The 17379-nt window shown below is 70.7% G+C and carries 12 protein-coding genes and 1 pseudogene; 10 read left to right on the top strand and 3 right to left on the bottom strand.

Features of this window, described 5'->3' with window-relative positions; genetic code table 11:
• Positions 1-135 precede the first annotated feature (135 nt).
• From FA743_RS00985 to FA743_RS01005, 5 genes are all read left to right on the top strand, one after another.
• A complete protein-coding gene (locus tag FA743_RS00985) occupies positions 136-2979 on the top strand; it encodes a cation:proton antiporter (protein ID WP_136884018.1) in 2844 nt (947 codons plus the stop codon).
• Positions 2976-5312, top strand: coding sequence for a Tex family protein (locus tag FA743_RS00990; RefSeq protein ID WP_136884019.1), 2337 nt, complete (start codon positions 2976-2978; stop codon positions 5310-5312). The genes FA743_RS00985 and FA743_RS00990 overlap by 4 nt, the downstream gene beginning before the upstream one ends.
• The gene (locus FA743_RS00995; protein WP_136884020.1) at positions 5312-6565 is read left to right on the top strand and encodes an AGE family epimerase/isomerase; all 1254 of its coding nucleotides are present in this window, start codon (positions 5312-5314) and stop codon (positions 6563-6565) included. The genes FA743_RS00990 and FA743_RS00995 overlap by 1 nt, the downstream gene beginning before the upstream one ends.
• A gap of 120 nt (positions 6566-6685) precedes the next feature.
• Positions 6686-7780: a sensor histidine kinase gene (locus tag FA743_RS01000; protein WP_169308727.1), complete on the top strand. Its 1095-nt coding sequence runs from the start codon at positions 6686-6688 to the stop codon at positions 7778-7780.
• Positions 7781-7890: 110 nt separating this feature from the next.
• Positions 7891-8667 (top strand): transglutaminase-like domain-containing protein, encoded by a 777-nt coding sequence (locus FA743_RS01005; protein WP_136884022.1) that lies wholly within the window; start codon positions 7891-7893, stop codon positions 8665-8667.
• Positions 8668-8671: 4 nt separating this feature from the next.
• Here FA743_RS01005 and cbiB read toward each other — a convergent pair whose 3' ends face one another.
• On the bottom strand, positions 8672-9583 hold the full coding sequence (cbiB, locus tag FA743_RS01010; RefSeq protein WP_136884023.1) for an adenosylcobinamide-phosphate synthase CbiB: 912 nt from the start codon (positions 9581-9583) through the stop codon (positions 8672-8674).
• Between the two features lie 4 nt (positions 9584-9587).
• Complete coding sequence (locus FA743_RS01015; protein ID WP_136884024.1) at positions 9588-10130, bottom strand: histidine phosphatase family protein; 543 nt, start codon at positions 10128-10130, stop codon at positions 9588-9590.
• A 163-nt stretch (positions 10131-10293) separates the two neighbouring features.
• Here FA743_RS01015 and FA743_RS01020 point away from each other — a divergent pair, with 163 nt between their 5' ends.
• Complete coding sequence (locus FA743_RS01020) at positions 10294-11454, top strand: acyl-CoA dehydrogenase family protein (RefSeq protein WP_136884025.1); 1161 nt, start codon at positions 10294-10296, stop codon at positions 11452-11454.
• Positions 11454-11945 carry a lysozyme inhibitor LprI family protein gene (locus FA743_RS01025; protein WP_136884026.1) on the top strand — a complete coding sequence of 164 codons (492 nt, stop codon included), beginning with the start codon at positions 11454-11456 and terminating at the stop codon, positions 11943-11945. Before FA743_RS01020 ends, FA743_RS01025 begins: the two co-directional genes overlap by 1 nt.
• Before the next feature lie 142 nt (positions 11946-12087).
• Here FA743_RS01025 and FA743_RS01030 read toward each other — a convergent pair whose 3' ends face one another.
• Positions 12088-12705, bottom strand: a complete 618-nt coding sequence (locus FA743_RS01030) for an OmpW/AlkL family protein (protein WP_136884027.1) — start codon at positions 12703-12705, stop codon at positions 12088-12090.
• A 143-nt stretch (positions 12706-12848) separates the two neighbouring features.
• Between FA743_RS01030 and FA743_RS01035 the strand changes: the two genes are divergently transcribed.
• The 3 genes and pseudogenes from FA743_RS01035 to FA743_RS20420 form a co-directional block, all read left to right on the top strand.
• On the top strand, positions 12849-14453 hold the full coding sequence (locus FA743_RS01035) for a carboxyl transferase domain-containing protein (RefSeq protein WP_136884028.1): 1605 nt from the start codon (positions 12849-12851) through the stop codon (positions 14451-14453).
• Positions 14454-14610: 157 nt separating this feature from the next.
• Entirely contained in the window at positions 14611-16539 is a 1929-nt protein-coding gene (locus FA743_RS01040) for an acetyl/propionyl/methylcrotonyl-CoA carboxylase subunit alpha (protein WP_136884029.1), read from the top strand.
• A pseudogene (locus tag FA743_RS20420) lies at positions 16532-17377 on the top strand (hydroxymethylglutaryl-CoA lyase); the annotation flags it as partial. The gene FA743_RS01040 and the pseudogene FA743_RS20420, both read left to right, overlap by 8 nt.
• Positions 17378-17379: the final 2 nt, after the last annotated feature.

Consider the following 17379-nt stretch of genomic DNA (forward strand, 5'->3'; position numbering starts at 1 on the left):
TGACCTGTGTGCCCCGCCGCCGCTTTTCAAGCCCGCAGGCCGCGCACCGTCACATCGGCGTCAGCGCACCAAAAACCTTCCAGATGTGGCGGGGTCGCGCTTCCCAACGACGACATCTGCCCTTATTCCAAAAGCATGGACATCCTGCTGCTGACCACCTTCACCGCCATCCTGTTCCTGCTGATCGCGGCGGCCGAGCCGCTGGCGGCACGGCTGTCGATCCCCTTCAGCGTGATGCTGGCGGCGGTGGGCATCCTGATCGGCGGCGGGGCGATCTTCCTGCTGCGGACCGAGCTGACGGACACGCTGAACCCCGTGGCCGAGGGGATCCTGTCGCTGCCGATCCGGTCCAGCGTCTTCATGTATGTCTTCCTGCCGACCCTGATCTTCCAGGCCACGCTGGAGATGAACATCCGCCGGATGCTGGATGACTGGGTGCCGATCCTGACGCTGGCCGTGGTGGCCGTGGTCGCGGCGACGCTGACCATTGGTTTTGCATTGTCCTGGATCGGCGGGCTACCCTTGATGGTGGGCCTGCTGATCGGGGCGATCGTGTCGACGACCGATCCCTCGGCCGTGGTCAGCATCTTCCGCAGCCTGTCGGCGCCCAAGCGCCTGGCCCGCATCGTCGAGGGCGAGAGCCTGCTGAACGACGCCGCCGCCATCGCGCTGTTTGGCTTGTTCATGAGCTATGTGATGCTGGGCGTGCCGAATCCCAGCCTGGCCGAGGCCTTGGGCCAGTTCCCCGCCCTGATCCTGGGCGGGGTGGTGGCGGGCTGGCTGGTGGCGCGGATCGCGCTGGTGCTGATGGGCATGTTCGCGCGCTTCGAGACGGCGCAGATCTCGGTCTCGGTCGCGGTGCCCTATCTGGCCTATATCGGGGCGGAACAGCTGCTGGGCGCGTCCGGCGTGATCGCCGTGGTCGCGGCGGGGCTGGTCCTGAACTTCATGGGACCGGGGCGGCTGGCGCCGGCCTTCTGGGTGAACCTGCGCGAGGTCTGGGGCCTGCTGGCGCATTGGGCCGGGGCGCTGATCTTCATCCTGGCCGCGCTGCTGATCCCGCGCCTTCTGGGCGAGGTGCGCTTGAACGACCTGTTCCTGATCGGCGTCGTGGTGGTCGCGGCCTTCGTCGCCCGGGCGCTGATCCTGTTCGTGCTGCTGCCGGTGCTGACGGGCCTGCGCCTGTCGCCCAAGATCAAGCGCCCCTACCGCATCGCCATCATGTGGGGGGGCCTGCGCGGGGCCGTCACGCTGGCGCTGGCGCTGGCGGTGACCGAAAGCCTGCGCGTGCCGGTCGAGACCAAGCGCGTGGTAGGCATCCTGGCGACCGGCTTCACGCTCTTCACGCTGATCGTGCAGGGCACGACGTTGCGCAGCGTGATCGGCCTTCTGGGGCTGGACAAGCTGTCGCCGCTGGACCGGGCGCTGTCCAACCAGGTCGTTGCCGTCGCCCTGCAGACTGTGCGCGAGGGCGTGGCCTCGGCCACCGAGAATTACGACCTGACGCGCGAGACGGTCCGGTCCGAGGCCAAGCGCTTTGGCGTGCGGCTGGACGAGGCCGTCGAACGCGCCGAGGCCGAGGACAATGCCGAGATCCTCGACCGCGACCGCATCACGCTTGGCCTGATCGCGCTGGCGGGCCATGAACGCGAGGTGATCCTGCTGCGGTTCCGCGAACGCGCCATCTCGGCCCGGCTGTCGGAACAGGCGCTGTTCGACGCCGACCGGCTGATCGAGGGCGCACGCTCGGGCGGGCGCACCGGCTATCAGCGCGGCGCGCGGTCCAGTTTGCGCTATGGCCCGGCCTTCCGCTTCGCGGCCTTCCTGCGCAACCGGCTTGGCCTGTCGGGCACCCTGGGGCGCATGACCGCCGACCGGTTCGAGATGCTGCTGGCCAAGCGCTTCATTTTGCGCGACCTGCACGGCTTCATCGACCGCCGCATCCGCCGGATCCATGGCCGCCGCGTGGCCGAGCTGCTGCACGAATTGCTCAACCGCCGGATCGAGGCGGTCGAGACCGCGCTGGAGGGTCTGCGCCTGCAATATCCCGGCTATGCCGAGGAACTGGAACGCCGCTTCATCCGCCGCACCGCCCTGCGGCTGGAGGAACGCGAATACACCGCCATGCGCGAGGACGGGCTGATCGGCTCCGAGGTCTATACCCAGCTGATGGAGGACGTGACGCGGCGGCGGCAGCAGACCGAGGGGCGCCCCCGGCTGGATCTGGCGCTGCGCAAGAACGAGCTGGTGCGCCAGTTCAAGCTGTTCGCCGATCTGGACGATGCCGAGCTGAAGCGCCTCAGCCGCGAGGTCCGCACCCGCTATGTCAATGCCGACCATGTGATCACCCGCAAGGACACGCCCGCGCGGTCGGTCTTCTTCGTGGCATCGGGCGCGGTGGAACAGGAGGTCGCGGGCCAGACGACCCGCCTCGGGCGCGGCGAGATGTTCGGGCAGATGGGCGTGCTGACCACCCGCCTGCGCCGGACCGAGGTGCGCGCCATCACGCCGACCAGCCTTCTGGTGCTGGACGAGCCCGGGTTCCGGCGGCTTCTGAAACGCTCGGCCGCGCTGCGGCAGGCGGTGCGGGACAGCGTGGCGGGCAAGGCGCTGGCGGGTGACGTGATGGACATGCCCGAATTGCAGGTCGACGATTCCGACCGCGTGAAGCAGGCCAAGGCCGGCAAGCCGGGCAAGGCCGCGCCCAAGGAAGACCCTCCCGCGTCCGGGGCCCCGCCCTCCGACACCCCATCCCCGGAGGCACCGCCCTCCGAGGTCCCATCCCCCAACGCACCCGCGCCCGAAAAGGCCGCCCCGAAGGCCGAACCCGCAGCGCCGGCCCCGGCCAATGCCGCCGCACCCGCGCCAGAACTGGCCACCGCCGATGGCGGCCCGGGCCAAGACCGATCCGACGCGCCTGCGGGCGGATCGCCGGCCCGGCGACCGACCGATCCACCCAAGACAGGGGCCCACACATGACCACCGACACCCGCACGCCCGCACGCATCGCCCGCCGCATCGCCACCGAGATCGGCGCCGCCCCCGCGCAGGTCGATGCCGCCGCGGCCCTCCTGGACGGGGGCGCGACCGTCCCCTTCGTCGCGCGCTATCGCAAGGAGGCGACGGGCGGTCTGGACGACACCCAGCTGCGCACCCTCGCCGAGCGTCTGGCCTATCTGCGCGAGATGGAGGCGCGGCGCGCGGCGATCCTGGCCTCGGTCCGCGATCAGGACAAGCTGACCGACGATCTGGCCCGCCGCATCGACCAGGCCGACACCAAGGCCGCGCTGGAGGACATCTACCTGCCCTTCCGCCCCAAGCGCCGCACCAAGGCGATGATCGCGCGCGAGAACGGGCTGGAGCCGCTGCTGCGCGCCATCCAAGCCGATCCGTCGCGCGACCCGGGTGCGCTGGCCCCGGCCTATGTGGCCGGCGCAGTCGAGACGCCCAAGGCCGCGCTGGAGGGCGCCCGCGACATCCTGGTCGAGGAGCTGGCCGAGACCGCCGAGGTGCTGGGCGGACTGCGCGAGATGATGCGGCGCGAGGCGGTGATCGCCGCCCGCGTGGGTGCGGGCAAGGAAGAGGCGGGCGCCAAGTTCAGCGACTATTTCGCCCATTCGGAAAGCTGGGCCTCGATCCCCGGCCACCGGGCGCTGGCCATCCTGCGCGCCGCCAACGAGGGCGTGGTCACCATCGACATCTCGCCCGAACCCGAGACCGGCACCGCGCGGGCCGAGGGGATCGTCGCCCGCGCTCTGGGCCCCTTGGGGCAGGGACCGGGGGCCGACTGGCTGCGCGGCGTGGCGGGCTGGGCATGGCGGGTGCGGCTGTCCAACACGATCTATGTCGATCTGCTGTCCGAACTGCGCGCCCGCGCCCATGCCGAGGCGATCGGCGTCTTCGCCCGCAACCTGCGCGATCTGCTGCTGGCGGCGCCGGCGGGCGCTCGGGTGACGCTTGGGCTGGATCCGGGCATCCGCACGGGCTGCAAGATCGCCGTGGTGGACGGCACCGGCAAGCTTCTGGACACCGCCACCATCTATCCCTTCCAGCCGAAGAACGACCTGCGCGGGGCCGAGGCCACGCTGCTGGCCCTGATTGCCAAGCATGGCGTCGACCTGATCGCCATCGGCAATGGCACCGCCAGCCGGGAATCGGAACGCCTGGTCGCCGGGCTGATCGGGCGCCTGCCCAAGGGCACCAAGCCCCCCACCCGGGTGATCGTGTCCGAGGCCGGGGCCTCGGTCTATTCCGCGTCGGAACTGGCGGCGAAGGAGTTTCCGGGGCTGGACGTGTCCCTGCGCGGCGCCGTGTCCATCGCGCGCCGCCTGCAGGATCCGCTGGCCGAACTGGTCAAGGTGCCGCCGCAATCCATCGGCGTGGGCCAGTACCAGCATGACGTGGACCAGCGGCAGCTGGCGAAATCGCTGGAGGCGGTGGTCGAGGATGCGGTGAACGCCGTGGGCGTCGACCTGAACACCGCCTCGGCGCCGCTTCTGGCCCATGTCGCGGGGCTGGGGCCGTCGCTGGCGCAGGCCGTCGTGGCGCATCGCGATGCCCAGGGCGCCTTCGCGTCCCGCGCGGCGCTGAAGAAGGTGGCGGGGCTGGGGCCCAAGGCCTTCCAGCAATGCGCGGGCTTCCTGCGCGTGCAGGGGAAGGAGCCGCTGGACGCCTCGGCCGTCCACCCCGAGGCCTATGGCATCGCGCGCAGGATCGTGGCCGCCTGCGGACGCGATCTGCGCACGCTGATGGGCGACGGGGCCAGGCTGCAGGCGCTGGACGCCCGCGATTTCGTGACCGACGAGTTCGGCCTGCCCACCGTGCGCGACATCCTGTCCGAGCTGGAAAAGCCCGGCCGCGACCCGCGCCCCGGCTTCGTGACCGCCAGCTTTGCCGAGGGGGTCGAGGACATCAAGGACCTGCGCCCCGGCATGTCGCTGGAGGGCACGGTGACCAATGTCGCGGCCTTCGGCGCCTTCGTCGATATCGGCGTGCATCAGGACGGGCTGGTTCATGTCAGCCAGCTGGCCGACCGCTTCGTGAAGGACCCCCACGAGGTCGTCAAGGCGGGCGACGTGGTCCGCGTCCGCGTGACCGAGGTCGACGTGCCCCGCAAGCGCATCGGCCTGACCATGCGCAAGGACAATGCCGACAGCGCCCGCGACGCAGGCCCCCGCAAGGAGGCCCCGAAGGGCGCCCCGCGCTCGGCCCAGGCCGGTCCGAAGGGGGCGTCGGGGCAGGCCGCGCCCAAGGGGGCATCGGGGCAGGGCGCCTTCGGCTCGGCCTTGGCCGACGCGCTGAGGAAGCGGTGATGATCCCCGGCCCCGAGGATCTGTCCGGCCCCTGGATCGCGGACGACGCCCACCGCGCCTTCCTGATCGAGGATGCGCATCGCGCGTTGGACCTGTTCGATGCCAGCCTGCGCCCCGGCGGCGGGCTGCAGGTGCTGGACCTGGCGGGCGCCCCCCTGCCGGGCAGCCTGCAGGAACTGCACACGACCACGCGGCTGGTCCATTCCTACGCGCTGGCGCAGATGGCCGGGCGGCACGACCGGGCGGGACTGATCGACCGGGGCATGGACGAGCTGTGGACGCGGCACCGCGACACCCGCCACGGCGGCTATCTATGGTCGCTGGACGAGGCCGGGGTCGTGGACGGCACCAAGCTGGCCTATGGCCATGTCTTCGTGCTGCTGGCCGCCTCCAGCGCGAAACTTGCGGGGCATCCCGATGCCGACCGCCTGATGGCCGACATCTGCGAGATCCTTGAGACGCGCTTCTGGGACGAATCCTCGGGCCTCTTCCGCGACGAGTTCACCCGCGACTGGCAGGTCTTCTCGACCTATCGCGGCATGAACGCCAACATGCATGGGGTCGAGGCGCTGCTGGCCGCGCATGAGGCCACGGGCGAGGCGCTGTTCCTGCAGCGCGCGGGCCGCATCCTTGATTTCTTCATCGCCGGGCAGGCCGCCCGGCACGGCTGGCGCATCCCCGAGCATTACGACGCGTGCTGGCAGCCCGATCCCGACTACCGGGGGAACCCGGTCTTTCGCCCGCCGGGCACCACGCCGGGCCACAGCTTCGAGATGGCGCGCCTGCTGTTGCAGTGGTGGGATCTGGCGGGCCGCCCCGGCCTTGAGGCGCCCGCCCAGGCCCGCGCGCTGGTCCGCACGGCGCTGGACGATGCCTGGGACACGGAACGCGGGGGGCTGGCCTATACGCTGCGGGACGGTGTCATGGACGATGCCACCCGCTACTGGTGGCCGGTCACCGAGGCGATCGGCGCGCTGGCGGCCCTGATCAAGCTGGACCCGCAGCCCGGGGACGAGGACGATTATCGTCGCCTGTGGCGATTTGCCGCCCTGCGGCTGATCGATCCGGCAAGCGGCGGCTGGTTCCCCGAACTGGGCCCCGACGACCGCCCCGACGCCAGGCAATTCGCGGGCAAGCCCGATCTCTATCACGCGCTGCAGGCTGATCTTTTGCCGCTGCTGCCCGGCCTGTCGCATGCGGCGCGCGATCTGGCCCACCTGCGTCCCCTGCAGGGCGATCCCGCCGCACAGTAACGCTCGGTTCACATGCCCCGGATCTTGACAGGATACGGGCTTTGGCTCCATCCGGGCAGACGACCCTGCTTTGCCCCGTAGATGTCAATCGTTCACTCTGGTCCAAGGTCCGAACCCTCCATGCTGTCGCAAGATCCCAACCTGCCCGTGCTGGACCTGCTGGACGGGGCCGAGGCGGGCTTTGCCCTGTCGATCCTCGATGCCTCGCCCGATTGCATCAAGCTGCTGGATCTGGAGGGGCGGCTGCGCTTCATGAACGGAAACGGCCTCTGCGCGATGGAGATCGACGATTTCCGCGTGGTCGACCGGCAGGCCTGGCCCAGCCTCTGGCCGTCCGAGGCCAATGAGCGTCTGGACGCGGCGATGGCGGCGGCGCGGCGCGGCGAGGTGACCCGGTTCGAGGCCTTCTGCCCCACCGCAAAGGGCACGCCCCGCTGGTGGCATGTCACCGTCTCGCCGGTGCGGGCCGGCACCGGAGAGGTGCATCGCATCCTGGCCTCGTCGCGCGACATCACCGAGACGGTCGAGGCCCGGCAGCGGCTGGAGGATCAGGCCGAGCGTCTGGCCTCGGAGGTCGCGCAGAAGGATGACGCCATCGCCCGCCAGGCGGTGCTGATGGGCGAGATCGACCACCGGGTGAAGAACAGCTTCGCCGCCGTGATCGCGCTGCTGCGGATGCAGGCGCGGGTCCATGCGGGGCAGGCGGCGGGCGGTCTGCTGGGCGATGCGGCCAGCCGCATCTCGACCCTGGCGCGGGTGCATGAACAGCTGCATCTGGACCCCGGGCGGCGCGACGTGTCACTGTCGGATTACCTGACGCTGCTGGCCACCGACCTGACGCAGGCGCTGGATGCGCGTCTGAGCATCGGCGATGCGCTGCCGTCCGAGGTCCGCATCCCGCCCTCGCAGGCCGCCGCCATCGGCCAGGTGCTGGCCGAGTTGATCGGCAATGCGGTCAAGCATGCGGGCGGCGGAGGCCAGCCGCAATTGGCCCTGTCGCTGTCGCAGCGCGGCGACCGGCTGGTGATGACCCTGACCGACGACGGCCCCGGCCTGCCCGACGGGTTCGACCCGCAGGCGCGGTCCGGACTTGGGATGCAGATCTGCCTGATCTATGCCCAGCAGATGGACGGCCATCTGCATCACGGTGCCTCCGAGACGGGCGGTGCGGCCTTCACGGTCGAGATGCGGCTGGATCCTCCTGCGGCATCCTGACATCGCGGGAACTTCCCGGCTGTCCGGCAATTGACATTGCAATCGATCGCAGGCATCGACCGCGATCCGAACACCCCCGTTTTGCTTTATTGACCGACAGGAGCCCGCCGATGCGGATGAAGATCGACGTGACGCTGGACTATGGTCTGGACAGCCCCGGACCGGCCCTGCTGCTGGTCGAAGCCGCCGGCGTGGAGGGTCAGATCCTGAACAATGTATCCATCGATCTGGGCCAGCCGTTGAAATCGGCGCGCGTGCCGGGAGAGGAAGGCATCGGCGAGCGCCTGATCCTGCGCCTGCAAGACCGCCTGACCTGCCGCTATTCGGCCGAGGTCGAGGTGACCCGCCCGCGGCCCGACCTGCAGCACCTGTCGGCCGTCGAGGTCGAGGACATGCCCGGCGACGCGCTGCGCTACATGCTGCCCTCGCGCTATTGCCCGGCAGAGCGGTTCGGCTATTTCGTGTCCTCGCGCTTCGAGGGGCTCAGCGGCGGGCCGCTGGTCGCCGCCCTGCGGGACTGGGTCGAGCGCAACCTGGACTATGTGGCGGGCGCCAGCGACGGCGACACCACCGCCGCCGACACCTTCCTGGACCGGCGCGGGGTCTGCCGGGATTACGCGCATCTCATGATCGCGCTGTGCCGCGCCGCGCAGATCCCGGCGCGCATCGCCAGTGTCTATGCCCCCCCGGTCGATCCGCAGGATTTCCACGCCGTGGTGCAGGTCTATCTGGACCACGACTGGCATCTGGTCGATCCGACCGGCATGGCGCAGGCCGATCAGATGGCGCTGGTCGCGGTCGGGCGCGATGCGACGGACGTGGCCTTCCTGACCACCACCTCGGTGGCCGAGCTGAAGACCCAGCTGGTCGAGGTCTCCGAGGTCTGATTGTTCAGATCAGCGCGAAGGCCAGCAACGCCGCCCCCGCCAGCGCCACGGCGCGGCGGGTCAGCGCGATGCCGCGCGCCAGATCCGCCGCCTGCGGATCGGGTGCGCCAGCGTTCAGCCAAGGCTCCTCCGCGACCCGGTCGGCATAGACGCGCGGTCCCGACAGGCGGCAGCCCAAGGCGCCCGCCATCGCGCCCTCGGGCCAGCCCGCATTGGGCGAGCGATGCGCTGGCGCATCGCGCCATGCGACCCGCAGCGCCCCCCGCGCGCGCCGCCCCGAGGCCAGGGCGATCAGCACCGCCGTCAGCCGGGCGGGGATCAGGTTCACCAGATCGTCCAGCCGCGCCGCGATCATGCCGAACTGTTCGTGCCGGGGGGTGCGGTGGCCGATCATCGAATCCATCGTGTTGATCGCCTTGTAGGCGGCGATCCCAGGCAGCCCGCCGATCGCCGCCCAGACCAGCGGCGCGATGACCCCGTCGCTGGCATTCTCGGCCAGGCTCTCCAGGCTGGCGCGGGCCAAGGCGGGGGCATCGGCGCGCGTCACGTCGCGCCCCACGATCATCGCCGTCGCGGCGCGGGCGGCGGGCAGGTCGCCGGCCGCCAGGGGCCGCGCCACCGCCCGCAGATGCTGGTCCAGCGACCGCGCCGCGACCAGCGGCCAAGCCAGCACCGCCGCGACCCAAGGCCCCAGCCAGACCTGCACCAGCGCCGCCGGGATCGCCGCCGCCGCCACGACCAGCGCCACGGTCAGCGCCCCCTTGGCCTGCCGCAGCGCGCCCTTGTTCAACGCCCTGTCCAGTGCCGAGATCAGCCGCCCCAGCCATGTCACCGGATGCCCGATGCGCCGGTAGACCGCGTCGGGCCAGCCGATCAGCGCATCCAGGAGCAGCGCCAGCACCGCGATCATCGCCATGCCCTCAGTCCCCGGCGCGCAGGTTGACGGTCTCGACCGCCCAGACCTCGCCCGCCCGGCGCAGCACGGTCAGCGACAGGGGCGCCACTGCGAAGGACAGCGCCGCCGGACCCACGACCATCGACAGGGCCGCGCGCACGGTGCCCGCATGGGCGATCAGCACCGAATCGCGCTCCAGCGCCTGCAGGACGGGGATCACCCGGGCGGCCATGTCGTCGAAGCTTTCGCCGCCCTCGGGCCGGTGCCGGGCCAGCGCCGACATCGACAGGGGCCCCAGATCGGGCAGCGCCTCGGCGGCCAGATCCTCCCATGCGCCCAGATCCTGTTCCCACAAAGCGGGCTCCAGACGGTCGGGGATCAGGCCTAGGGCGGCGGCGGTCTGGCGGCAGCGCAAGGCGGGGCTGGCGATGATCCGGCCACCGCCGCCGATCCGCGCGGCCTGACGCGCCAGCCCGGCGAGGTCGCTGCAATCGGCCGCCACGTCGCGCCGCCCGGCCATCCGGCCCCCGGCCAGACTGGGCGCATGCCGCAGGATCGTCAGCCTCATCCCGTGCTCCGTCACATCTCGACCCTCCATCGCCTGACAGGCCACGCGCGGCAAGCCCCGGCTTGACGGATCGCCACGGACCGCTCAGCCTGCTTGACGTGGCGGGGCACCTCGCGCTAAGGAAATGAACAAGCGTTCAATAACCGGGGAGGGGGAGATCGCGATGTTCACCAAGGGCATGAACTTCGATCTGGGCGAGGATGTGAACGCGCTGCGCGACATGGTGCATCGGTGGGCGCAGGAGCGTGTCGCCCCGATGGCCGCCGAGATCGACCGCAGCAACGCCTTCCCCAACGCGCTCTGGACCGAGATGGGCGATCTGGGCCTGCTGGGCATCACCGTGGCCGAGGAATGGGGCGGGGCTGGCATGGGCTATCTGGCCCATGTCATCGCCGTCGAGGAGATCGCCCGCGCCAGTGCCAGCGTCAGCCTGTCCTATGGCGCGCATTCGAACCTCTGCGTGAACCAGATCAAGCTGAACGGCACCGATGCGCAGCGCGCGAAATACCTGCCGGACCTGTGCAGCGGCAAGGCCGTGGGCGCGCTGGCCATGTCCGAGGAAAGCGCGGGCAGCGATGTCGTCGGCATGAAGCTGCGCGCCGAGAAACGCGGCGATGTCTATGTGCTGAACGGCAGCAAGTACTGGATCACCAACGCGCCCGATGCGCATGTGCTGGTGGTCTATGCCAAGACCGATCCTCAGGCGGGGTCGAAGGGCATCACCGCCTTCATCGTCGAACGCGGCATGGCGGGGTTCACCACCGGCCCGCATTTCGACAAGCTGGGGATGCGCGGATCGAACACGGGCGAGCTGATCTTCGACAATGTCGAGATCCCGTCCGCGAATGTCCTGGGCGAGGAGGGCCGGGGCGTTCGGGTGCTGATGTCGGGCCTGGATTACGAGAGGGTGGTCCTGGCCGGCATCGGCACCGGCATCATGGCGGCCTGCCTGGACGCGGTCCTGCCCTATGTGGCGGAACGCAAGCAGTTCGGCCAGCCGGTGGGGTCCTTCCAGCTGATGCAGGGCAAGATCGCCGACATGTATGTCGCGCTGAACACCGCGCGGGCCTATGTCTACGAGGTCGCCCGCGCCTGCGACGCGGCCAAGGTGACGCGGCAGGATGCGGCGGGCGCCGTCCTTTATGCCAGCGAGCAGGCGATGGTGCAGGCCCATCAGGCCGTGCAGGCGCTTGGCGGGGCGGGGTTCCTCAATGACAGCGTCGTCAGCCGCCTCTTCCGCGACGCCAAGCTGATGGAGATCGGCGCCGGCACCAGCGAGATCCGCCGGATGCTAATCGGGCGCGAGCTGATGGGCCTCGTGTGATGCGCGCCGTCGCGCTGGCGCTGCTGCTGGCGGGCCCGGCGGCTGCTCAGGACGGGCCGCCGCCCTTCGACGCGGGCCCGCTGACCGCCTGCCTTGAGGGCGACGCCCCGGCGGACAGCTGCATCGGTCTGGCCGCGACCGCCTGCATGGAGGGTGCGGATGGCCAGACCACCGTCGGCATGGGCTTCTGCCTCGGCGCCGAGCGGGATCTGTGGGACGACCGCCTGAACACCGCCTATGGCGCGCTGATGGAGCGGGCCCAAGCCACGGATGCCGAGATGACCGGCCTGGGGTCCTCCGCCGCCCCGCAGGCGCCCGCGCTGCGCGAGATGCAGCGGGACTGGATCGCCTATCGCGACGCGGCCTGCGAATACGAGGCGGTGCGATGGGGCGGCGGCACCGGCGCGGGCCCGGCCGCGGCCCAATGCGCGCTGACCCTGACCGCCCGGCAGGCCCTGTGGCTGGGCGGTTATCTGGTCGAGGGGCGCTGATCCGGTGCTTGGCCAGATGCACTCCGTCGCGCCGACGCCTGTTCCGGCTTGGGGCAATCGGCCCCCATCGGTCGCACGCGTGACGCGACAAGCCCGGACCCTTGCGGATCCGGGCCTGCGCCGTCAGCTTGCGCCCATTCGTTCAGAAGGTCATCACATAGGCGACGCCGACCACCACCGGGTCGATCTCGACCTCTCCGATGACCTCACCGTTCAGCTTGACCTCGCTGTCGATGTCGATCCAGCGGATGTCGGTGCGCAGGGCCGCCCTGTCGCTGATCTTGTAGTCCAGCCCGGCATGCAGGGCGAGGCCGAAGGAATCCTCCAGCTCCAGCTCGTTGCCGGCCAGCGCGCCCGTGGTCTTCTCCTTGAAGAACACGGTATAGTTCAGGCCCGCCCCGATGAAGGGCGACACCTGCCCACCGCCGTTGAAGTGGTACTGCAGCGAGACGACCGGCGGCAGATGCTGGACCTCTCCGACGCGGCCAAGCCCCTGCAGGTTGACGGAATGCTTGAAGGGCAGGGCGGCCAGCACCTCGATGCCCAGGTTGTCGCGGATGAAATACTCGCCGGTGATGGTCGGGCGCGCATTGCTGCCCACATCCGACCGAAGGTCCGCCAACTGGCCGTTGTCGCTCTTGGGCATGACGCTGTGAACGCCAAGGCCCACCGTCCAGTCGCCCGCCGACTGCGCCAGCGCGGGCAGGGTCGCGCTGCCCAAGGCGGCTGCGACCGACAGCACAAGGATGTTCGTTTTCATGGCTTTGCCCCGTTCGTGTTGACTGGACACAGCCTTACGCCCCCCGCCGGGCCCGGCCTTGACGTGGATCAAATCCAGGGCCTGGCCGCACCGGATCTGCCGGGGCGCATTGACGCAGGCCGCGCGCCGCAACAGGAGCTTGCATGAAGCTGCAATCCCGCGCCCTTCCCGGGTCCGACGCCTTCCGCGCCAACCGCGCGGCCCATCTCGACATGATCGCGGCCGTGGCCGAGGTGGCCCGCACCGCCGCCGAGGGGGGCGGCGCCAAGGCGCTGGCCCGTCATACCGGGCGCGGCAAGATGCCCCCGCGCGAGCGTGTGGCGAACCTGCTCGATCCCGGCAGCCCCTTCCTCGAGGTCGGTGCGACGGCGGCCCATGGCCTCTATGACGGCGCCGCGCCGGCGGCGGGGGTGATCGCGGGCGTGGGCCGGGTGCAGGGGCAGGACGTGATGGTCGTGGCCAATGACGCGACGGTCAAGGGCGGCACCTATTACCCGATGACCGTCAAGAAGCACCTGCGCGCGCAGGAGATCGCCGAGGAGTGCCATCTGCCCTGCCTCTATCTGGTCGACAGCGGCGGCGCGAACCTGCCCAACCAGGACGAGGTCTTTCCCGACCGCGACCATTTCGGGCGCATCTTCTACAATCAGGCCCGGATGAGCGCCAAGGGCATCCCGCAGATCGCCGTGGTGATGGGGTCCTGCACGGCGGGCGGCGCCTATGTGCCGGCCATGTCGGACGTGACGATCATCGTGCGCGATCAGGGCACCATCTTTCTGGCCGGCCCGCCGCTGGTCCGGGCCGCCACCGGCGAGATCGTGACCTCCGAGGATCTGGGCGGCGGCGACGTGCATACCCGACTGTCGGGCGTGGCCGATTACCTGGCCGAGGATGACGCCCATGCCCTGGCCATGGCGCGGCGCGCCGTCCTGAACCTGAACCGCCGCCGCCCTGAAACGGTGCTCTGGCAACCCTCCGAACCCCCGGCCTATGACCCCGACGAGATCCTGGGCGTAGTGCCGCCCGACCTGCGCACCCCCTATGACATCCGCGAGGTCATCGCCCGCATCGTCGACGGCAGTCGCTTCGACGAGTTCAAGGCCCGCTTCGGCGAGACGCTGGTCACGGGCTTCGCCCATGTCGAGGGCTGCCCCGTGGGCATCGTCGCCAACAACGGCGTCCTCTTCAGCGAGGCCGCGCAGAAGGGCGCGCATTTCATCGAACTCTGCAGCGCCCGCGACATCCCGCTGGTCTTCCTGCAGAACATCACCGGCTTCATGGTGGGGCGCAAATATGAGAACGAGGGCATCGCCCGGCATGGCGCCAAGATGGTGACGGCCGTGGCGACCACCAATGTCCCCAAGATCACCATGCTGGTCGGCGGCAGCTTCGGCGCCGGAAATTACGGCATGGCGGGCCGCGCCTACAGCCCCCGCTTCCTGTGGACCTGGCCCAACAGCCGCATCGGCGTCATGGGCGGCGAACAGGCGGCGGGCGTGCTGGCCACCGTCCGCCGCGACGGGATCGAGCGCCAGGGCGGCAGCTGGTTGCCCGAGGAAGAGGCCGAATTCAAGCGCCCCACCGTCGAGATGTTCGAACGCCAGTCCCACCCGCTCTATGCCTCGGCGCGGATGTGGGATGACGGGATCATCGACCCGCGCCGCTCGCGCGAGGTGCTGGCCCTGTCGCTGCGCGCCAGCCTGAACGCCCCCATCGCGCCGACCCGCTTCGGCCTCTTCCGGATGTGAGGGATCGCCCATGCCACCGTCCGGACACCCGCGATGACCGCGTGCGCCGCCCGCGCCCTTTCATCTTGGCGCAAATATCCTGCGGGGGTCCGGGGGCGCAAAGCCCCCGGCGTTCTCCCCCCGTCCCCTGTTCCTGCCTCCCGCGGAAGGTGCTGACATGTTCGACAAGATCCTGATCGCCAACCGGGGCGAGATCGCCTGCCGCGTCATCGACAGCTGCCGCCGCATGGGGGTCGCCACCGTCGCCGTCTATTCCGACGCCGACCGCGCCGCCCGCCATGTCGAGATGGCCGACGAGGCGGTCCATCTGGGCGGGCCGGCCCCCGCCGACAGCTATCTGCGCGCCGACCGGGTCATCGCCGCCGCACGGGCCACGGGCGCGCAGGCGATCCATCCGGGCTACGGCTTTCTCTCGGAAAACCCCGATTTCGTCGATGCGATCGTGGCGGCGGGGCTGGTCTTCATCGGCCCCTCGGCAGCCGCGATCCGGGCGATGGGCCTCAAGGACGCGGCCAAGGCGCTGATGGAACAGGCCGGCGTGCCGGTCGTGCCCGGCTATCACGGCGCCGATCAGGACCCCGACCATCTGGCGCGGATGGCCGGACAGATCGGCTATCCGGTCCTCATCAAGGCGGTGGCGGGGGGCGGCGGCAAGGGAATGCGGCGCGTCGACGATCCCGCGCAGTTCCGCGACGCGCTGGACAGCGCGCGGTCCGAGGCGCAGGGCGCCTTCGGCAACCCCGCCGTGCTGATCGAGAAATACATCCTGCAGCCCCGCCATATCGAGATGCAGGTCTTTGGCGACGGCACCCGCGCCGTGCATCTCTACGAACGCGACTGCTCCCTTCAGCGCCGCCACCAGAAGGTCATCGAGGAGGCCCCGGCCCCCGGCATGACCCCCGAGGTCCGCCGCGCCATGGGCGACGCCGCCGTCCGCGCCGCCGAGGCCATCGGCTATGCCGGCGCGGGCACGATCGAGTTCATCGTCGATGGCGCCGACGGCCTGCGCCCCGACGGCTTCTGGTTCATGGAGATGAACACCCGCCTGCAGGTCGAGCACCCCGTGACCGAGGCGATCACCGGCATCGATCTGGTCGAATGGCAGCTGCGCGTCGCCTCGGGCGAGCCGCTGCCGGCCCGGCAGGAGGATCTGTCCATCACCGGCCATGCCTTCGAGGCGCGCCTCTATGCCGAGGACGTGCCGGCGGGCTTCCTGCCCGCGACCGGGCGCCTGTCGCATCTGCGCTTTCCCGATCAGGCCCGGATCGAGACCGGCGTGCGCCCCGGCGACGCGATCAGCCCCTGGTACGATCCGATGATCGCCAAGCTCGTGACCCATGCGCCGACCCGCGCCATCGCCCTGCGCGCGCTGGAACAGGCACTGGTCGACACCGAGGTGGCCGGATCGGTCACCAACCTTGCCTTCCTGACCGCCCTCACCCGGCATGCGGGCTTTCGCCAGGGCGAGGTCGATACCGGCCTGATCGCCCGCGATCTGGACGCGCTGATCGACGCGGGCCCGCCCGACGACCGCGCGCTGGTCCTGGGCGTGATCGGGCTGGCGGGGCTGGCCGATCCCGCCCGGCAGGGCGGCACGACCCTGTGGCAGCCCCTGCGCCGCACCATCGCATGGGAGGGGGGCTCGGCGCTTCTCGAGGTGCATGGCCCCGGCGCCGCCCGGGTGACCTTGGTGCAGCCCCACGAGGTCCTCTGGCAGGGCGGGCGCTGGTGGGTCGATGGCGATCTCTGTCGCGCGCGCATCGTGACCCATGCGGCGGGGGTCAGCGTCTTCGGCGGGCGGGTCGTGCATCTGACCCCGCTCGATCCGCTGGCCCGGACGGGCGCGGCCGAGGGCGGCGACGGGCTGACGCGCGCGCCCATGCCGGGGCTGGTCAAGGCGGTTCATGTCACCCTGGGCCAGCAGGTCGCGGCCGGCGACCGCCTTGCCGTGCTGGAGGCGATGAAGATGGAACACAGCCTGACCGCCGCCCGCGACGGGGTGGTGGCCGAGGTGCTGGTGGGCGCCGGCGATCAGGTCGAGGCCGGGGCCGCCCTCATCCGCCTGGAGGACCAGCCCGATGGCTGAGCGGGTCGAGATCTTCGAGATGGGCCCCCGCGACGGGCTGCAGAACGAACCCCGCCTGATCCCCGCGGCGGACAAGATCGCGCTGGTCGACCTGCTCAGCCGTGCGGGCTTCGCGCGGATCGAGGTGACCAGCTTCGTGCCCCCCGCATGGGTGCCGCAGATGGCCGATGCGGCCGAGGTCATGGCCGGCATCACCCGCCGCCCCGGCACGCGCTACGCGGTCCTCACCCCCAACCTGCGCGGCTATCAGGCGGCGCGGGCGGCGGGGGCTGACATCGTGGCTATCTTCGCCAGCGCCTCCGAGGGCTTCAGCCGGGCCAACCTGAATGCCTCAATCTCTGACAGCCTGGCGCGTCTGGCCCCGGTGGCCGAGGCCGCGCGGGCCGACGGGATCACGCTGCGCGGCTATGTCAGCATGGTCACCGACTGCCCCTTCGACGGACCGACCCCGCCCCATGCCGTGGCCCGCGTCGCCGCCGCGCTGCGCGACATGGGCTGCAGCGAGATCAGCCTGGGCGACACGATCGGGCAGGGCCGCCCCGAGACCGTCGACGCCATGCTGGCCGCCGTGCTGGACGACCTGCCGCCCGACCGGCTGGCGGGGCATTACCACGACACCGCAGGCCGGGCGCTGGCGAATGTCGATGTCAGCCTCGCGCGCGGGTTGCGGGTCTTCGACGCCGCCGTGGGGGGCTTGGGCGGTTGCCCCTATGCGCCCGGTGCCGCAGGCAATGTCGCGACCGAGGCTTTGGCCGCCCATCTGACCGCGCGGGGCTTCGATCACGGGCTGGACATGACCATCCTTCACCGCGCCGCCGCCTTGGCCCGCAGCCTCAGGGA

Source organism: Paracoccus gahaiensis (genome assembly GCF_005048225.1).
In the GTDB taxonomy this organism is placed as follows: Bacteria; Pseudomonadota; Alphaproteobacteria; order Rhodobacterales; family Rhodobacteraceae; genus Paracoccus; species Paracoccus gahaiensis.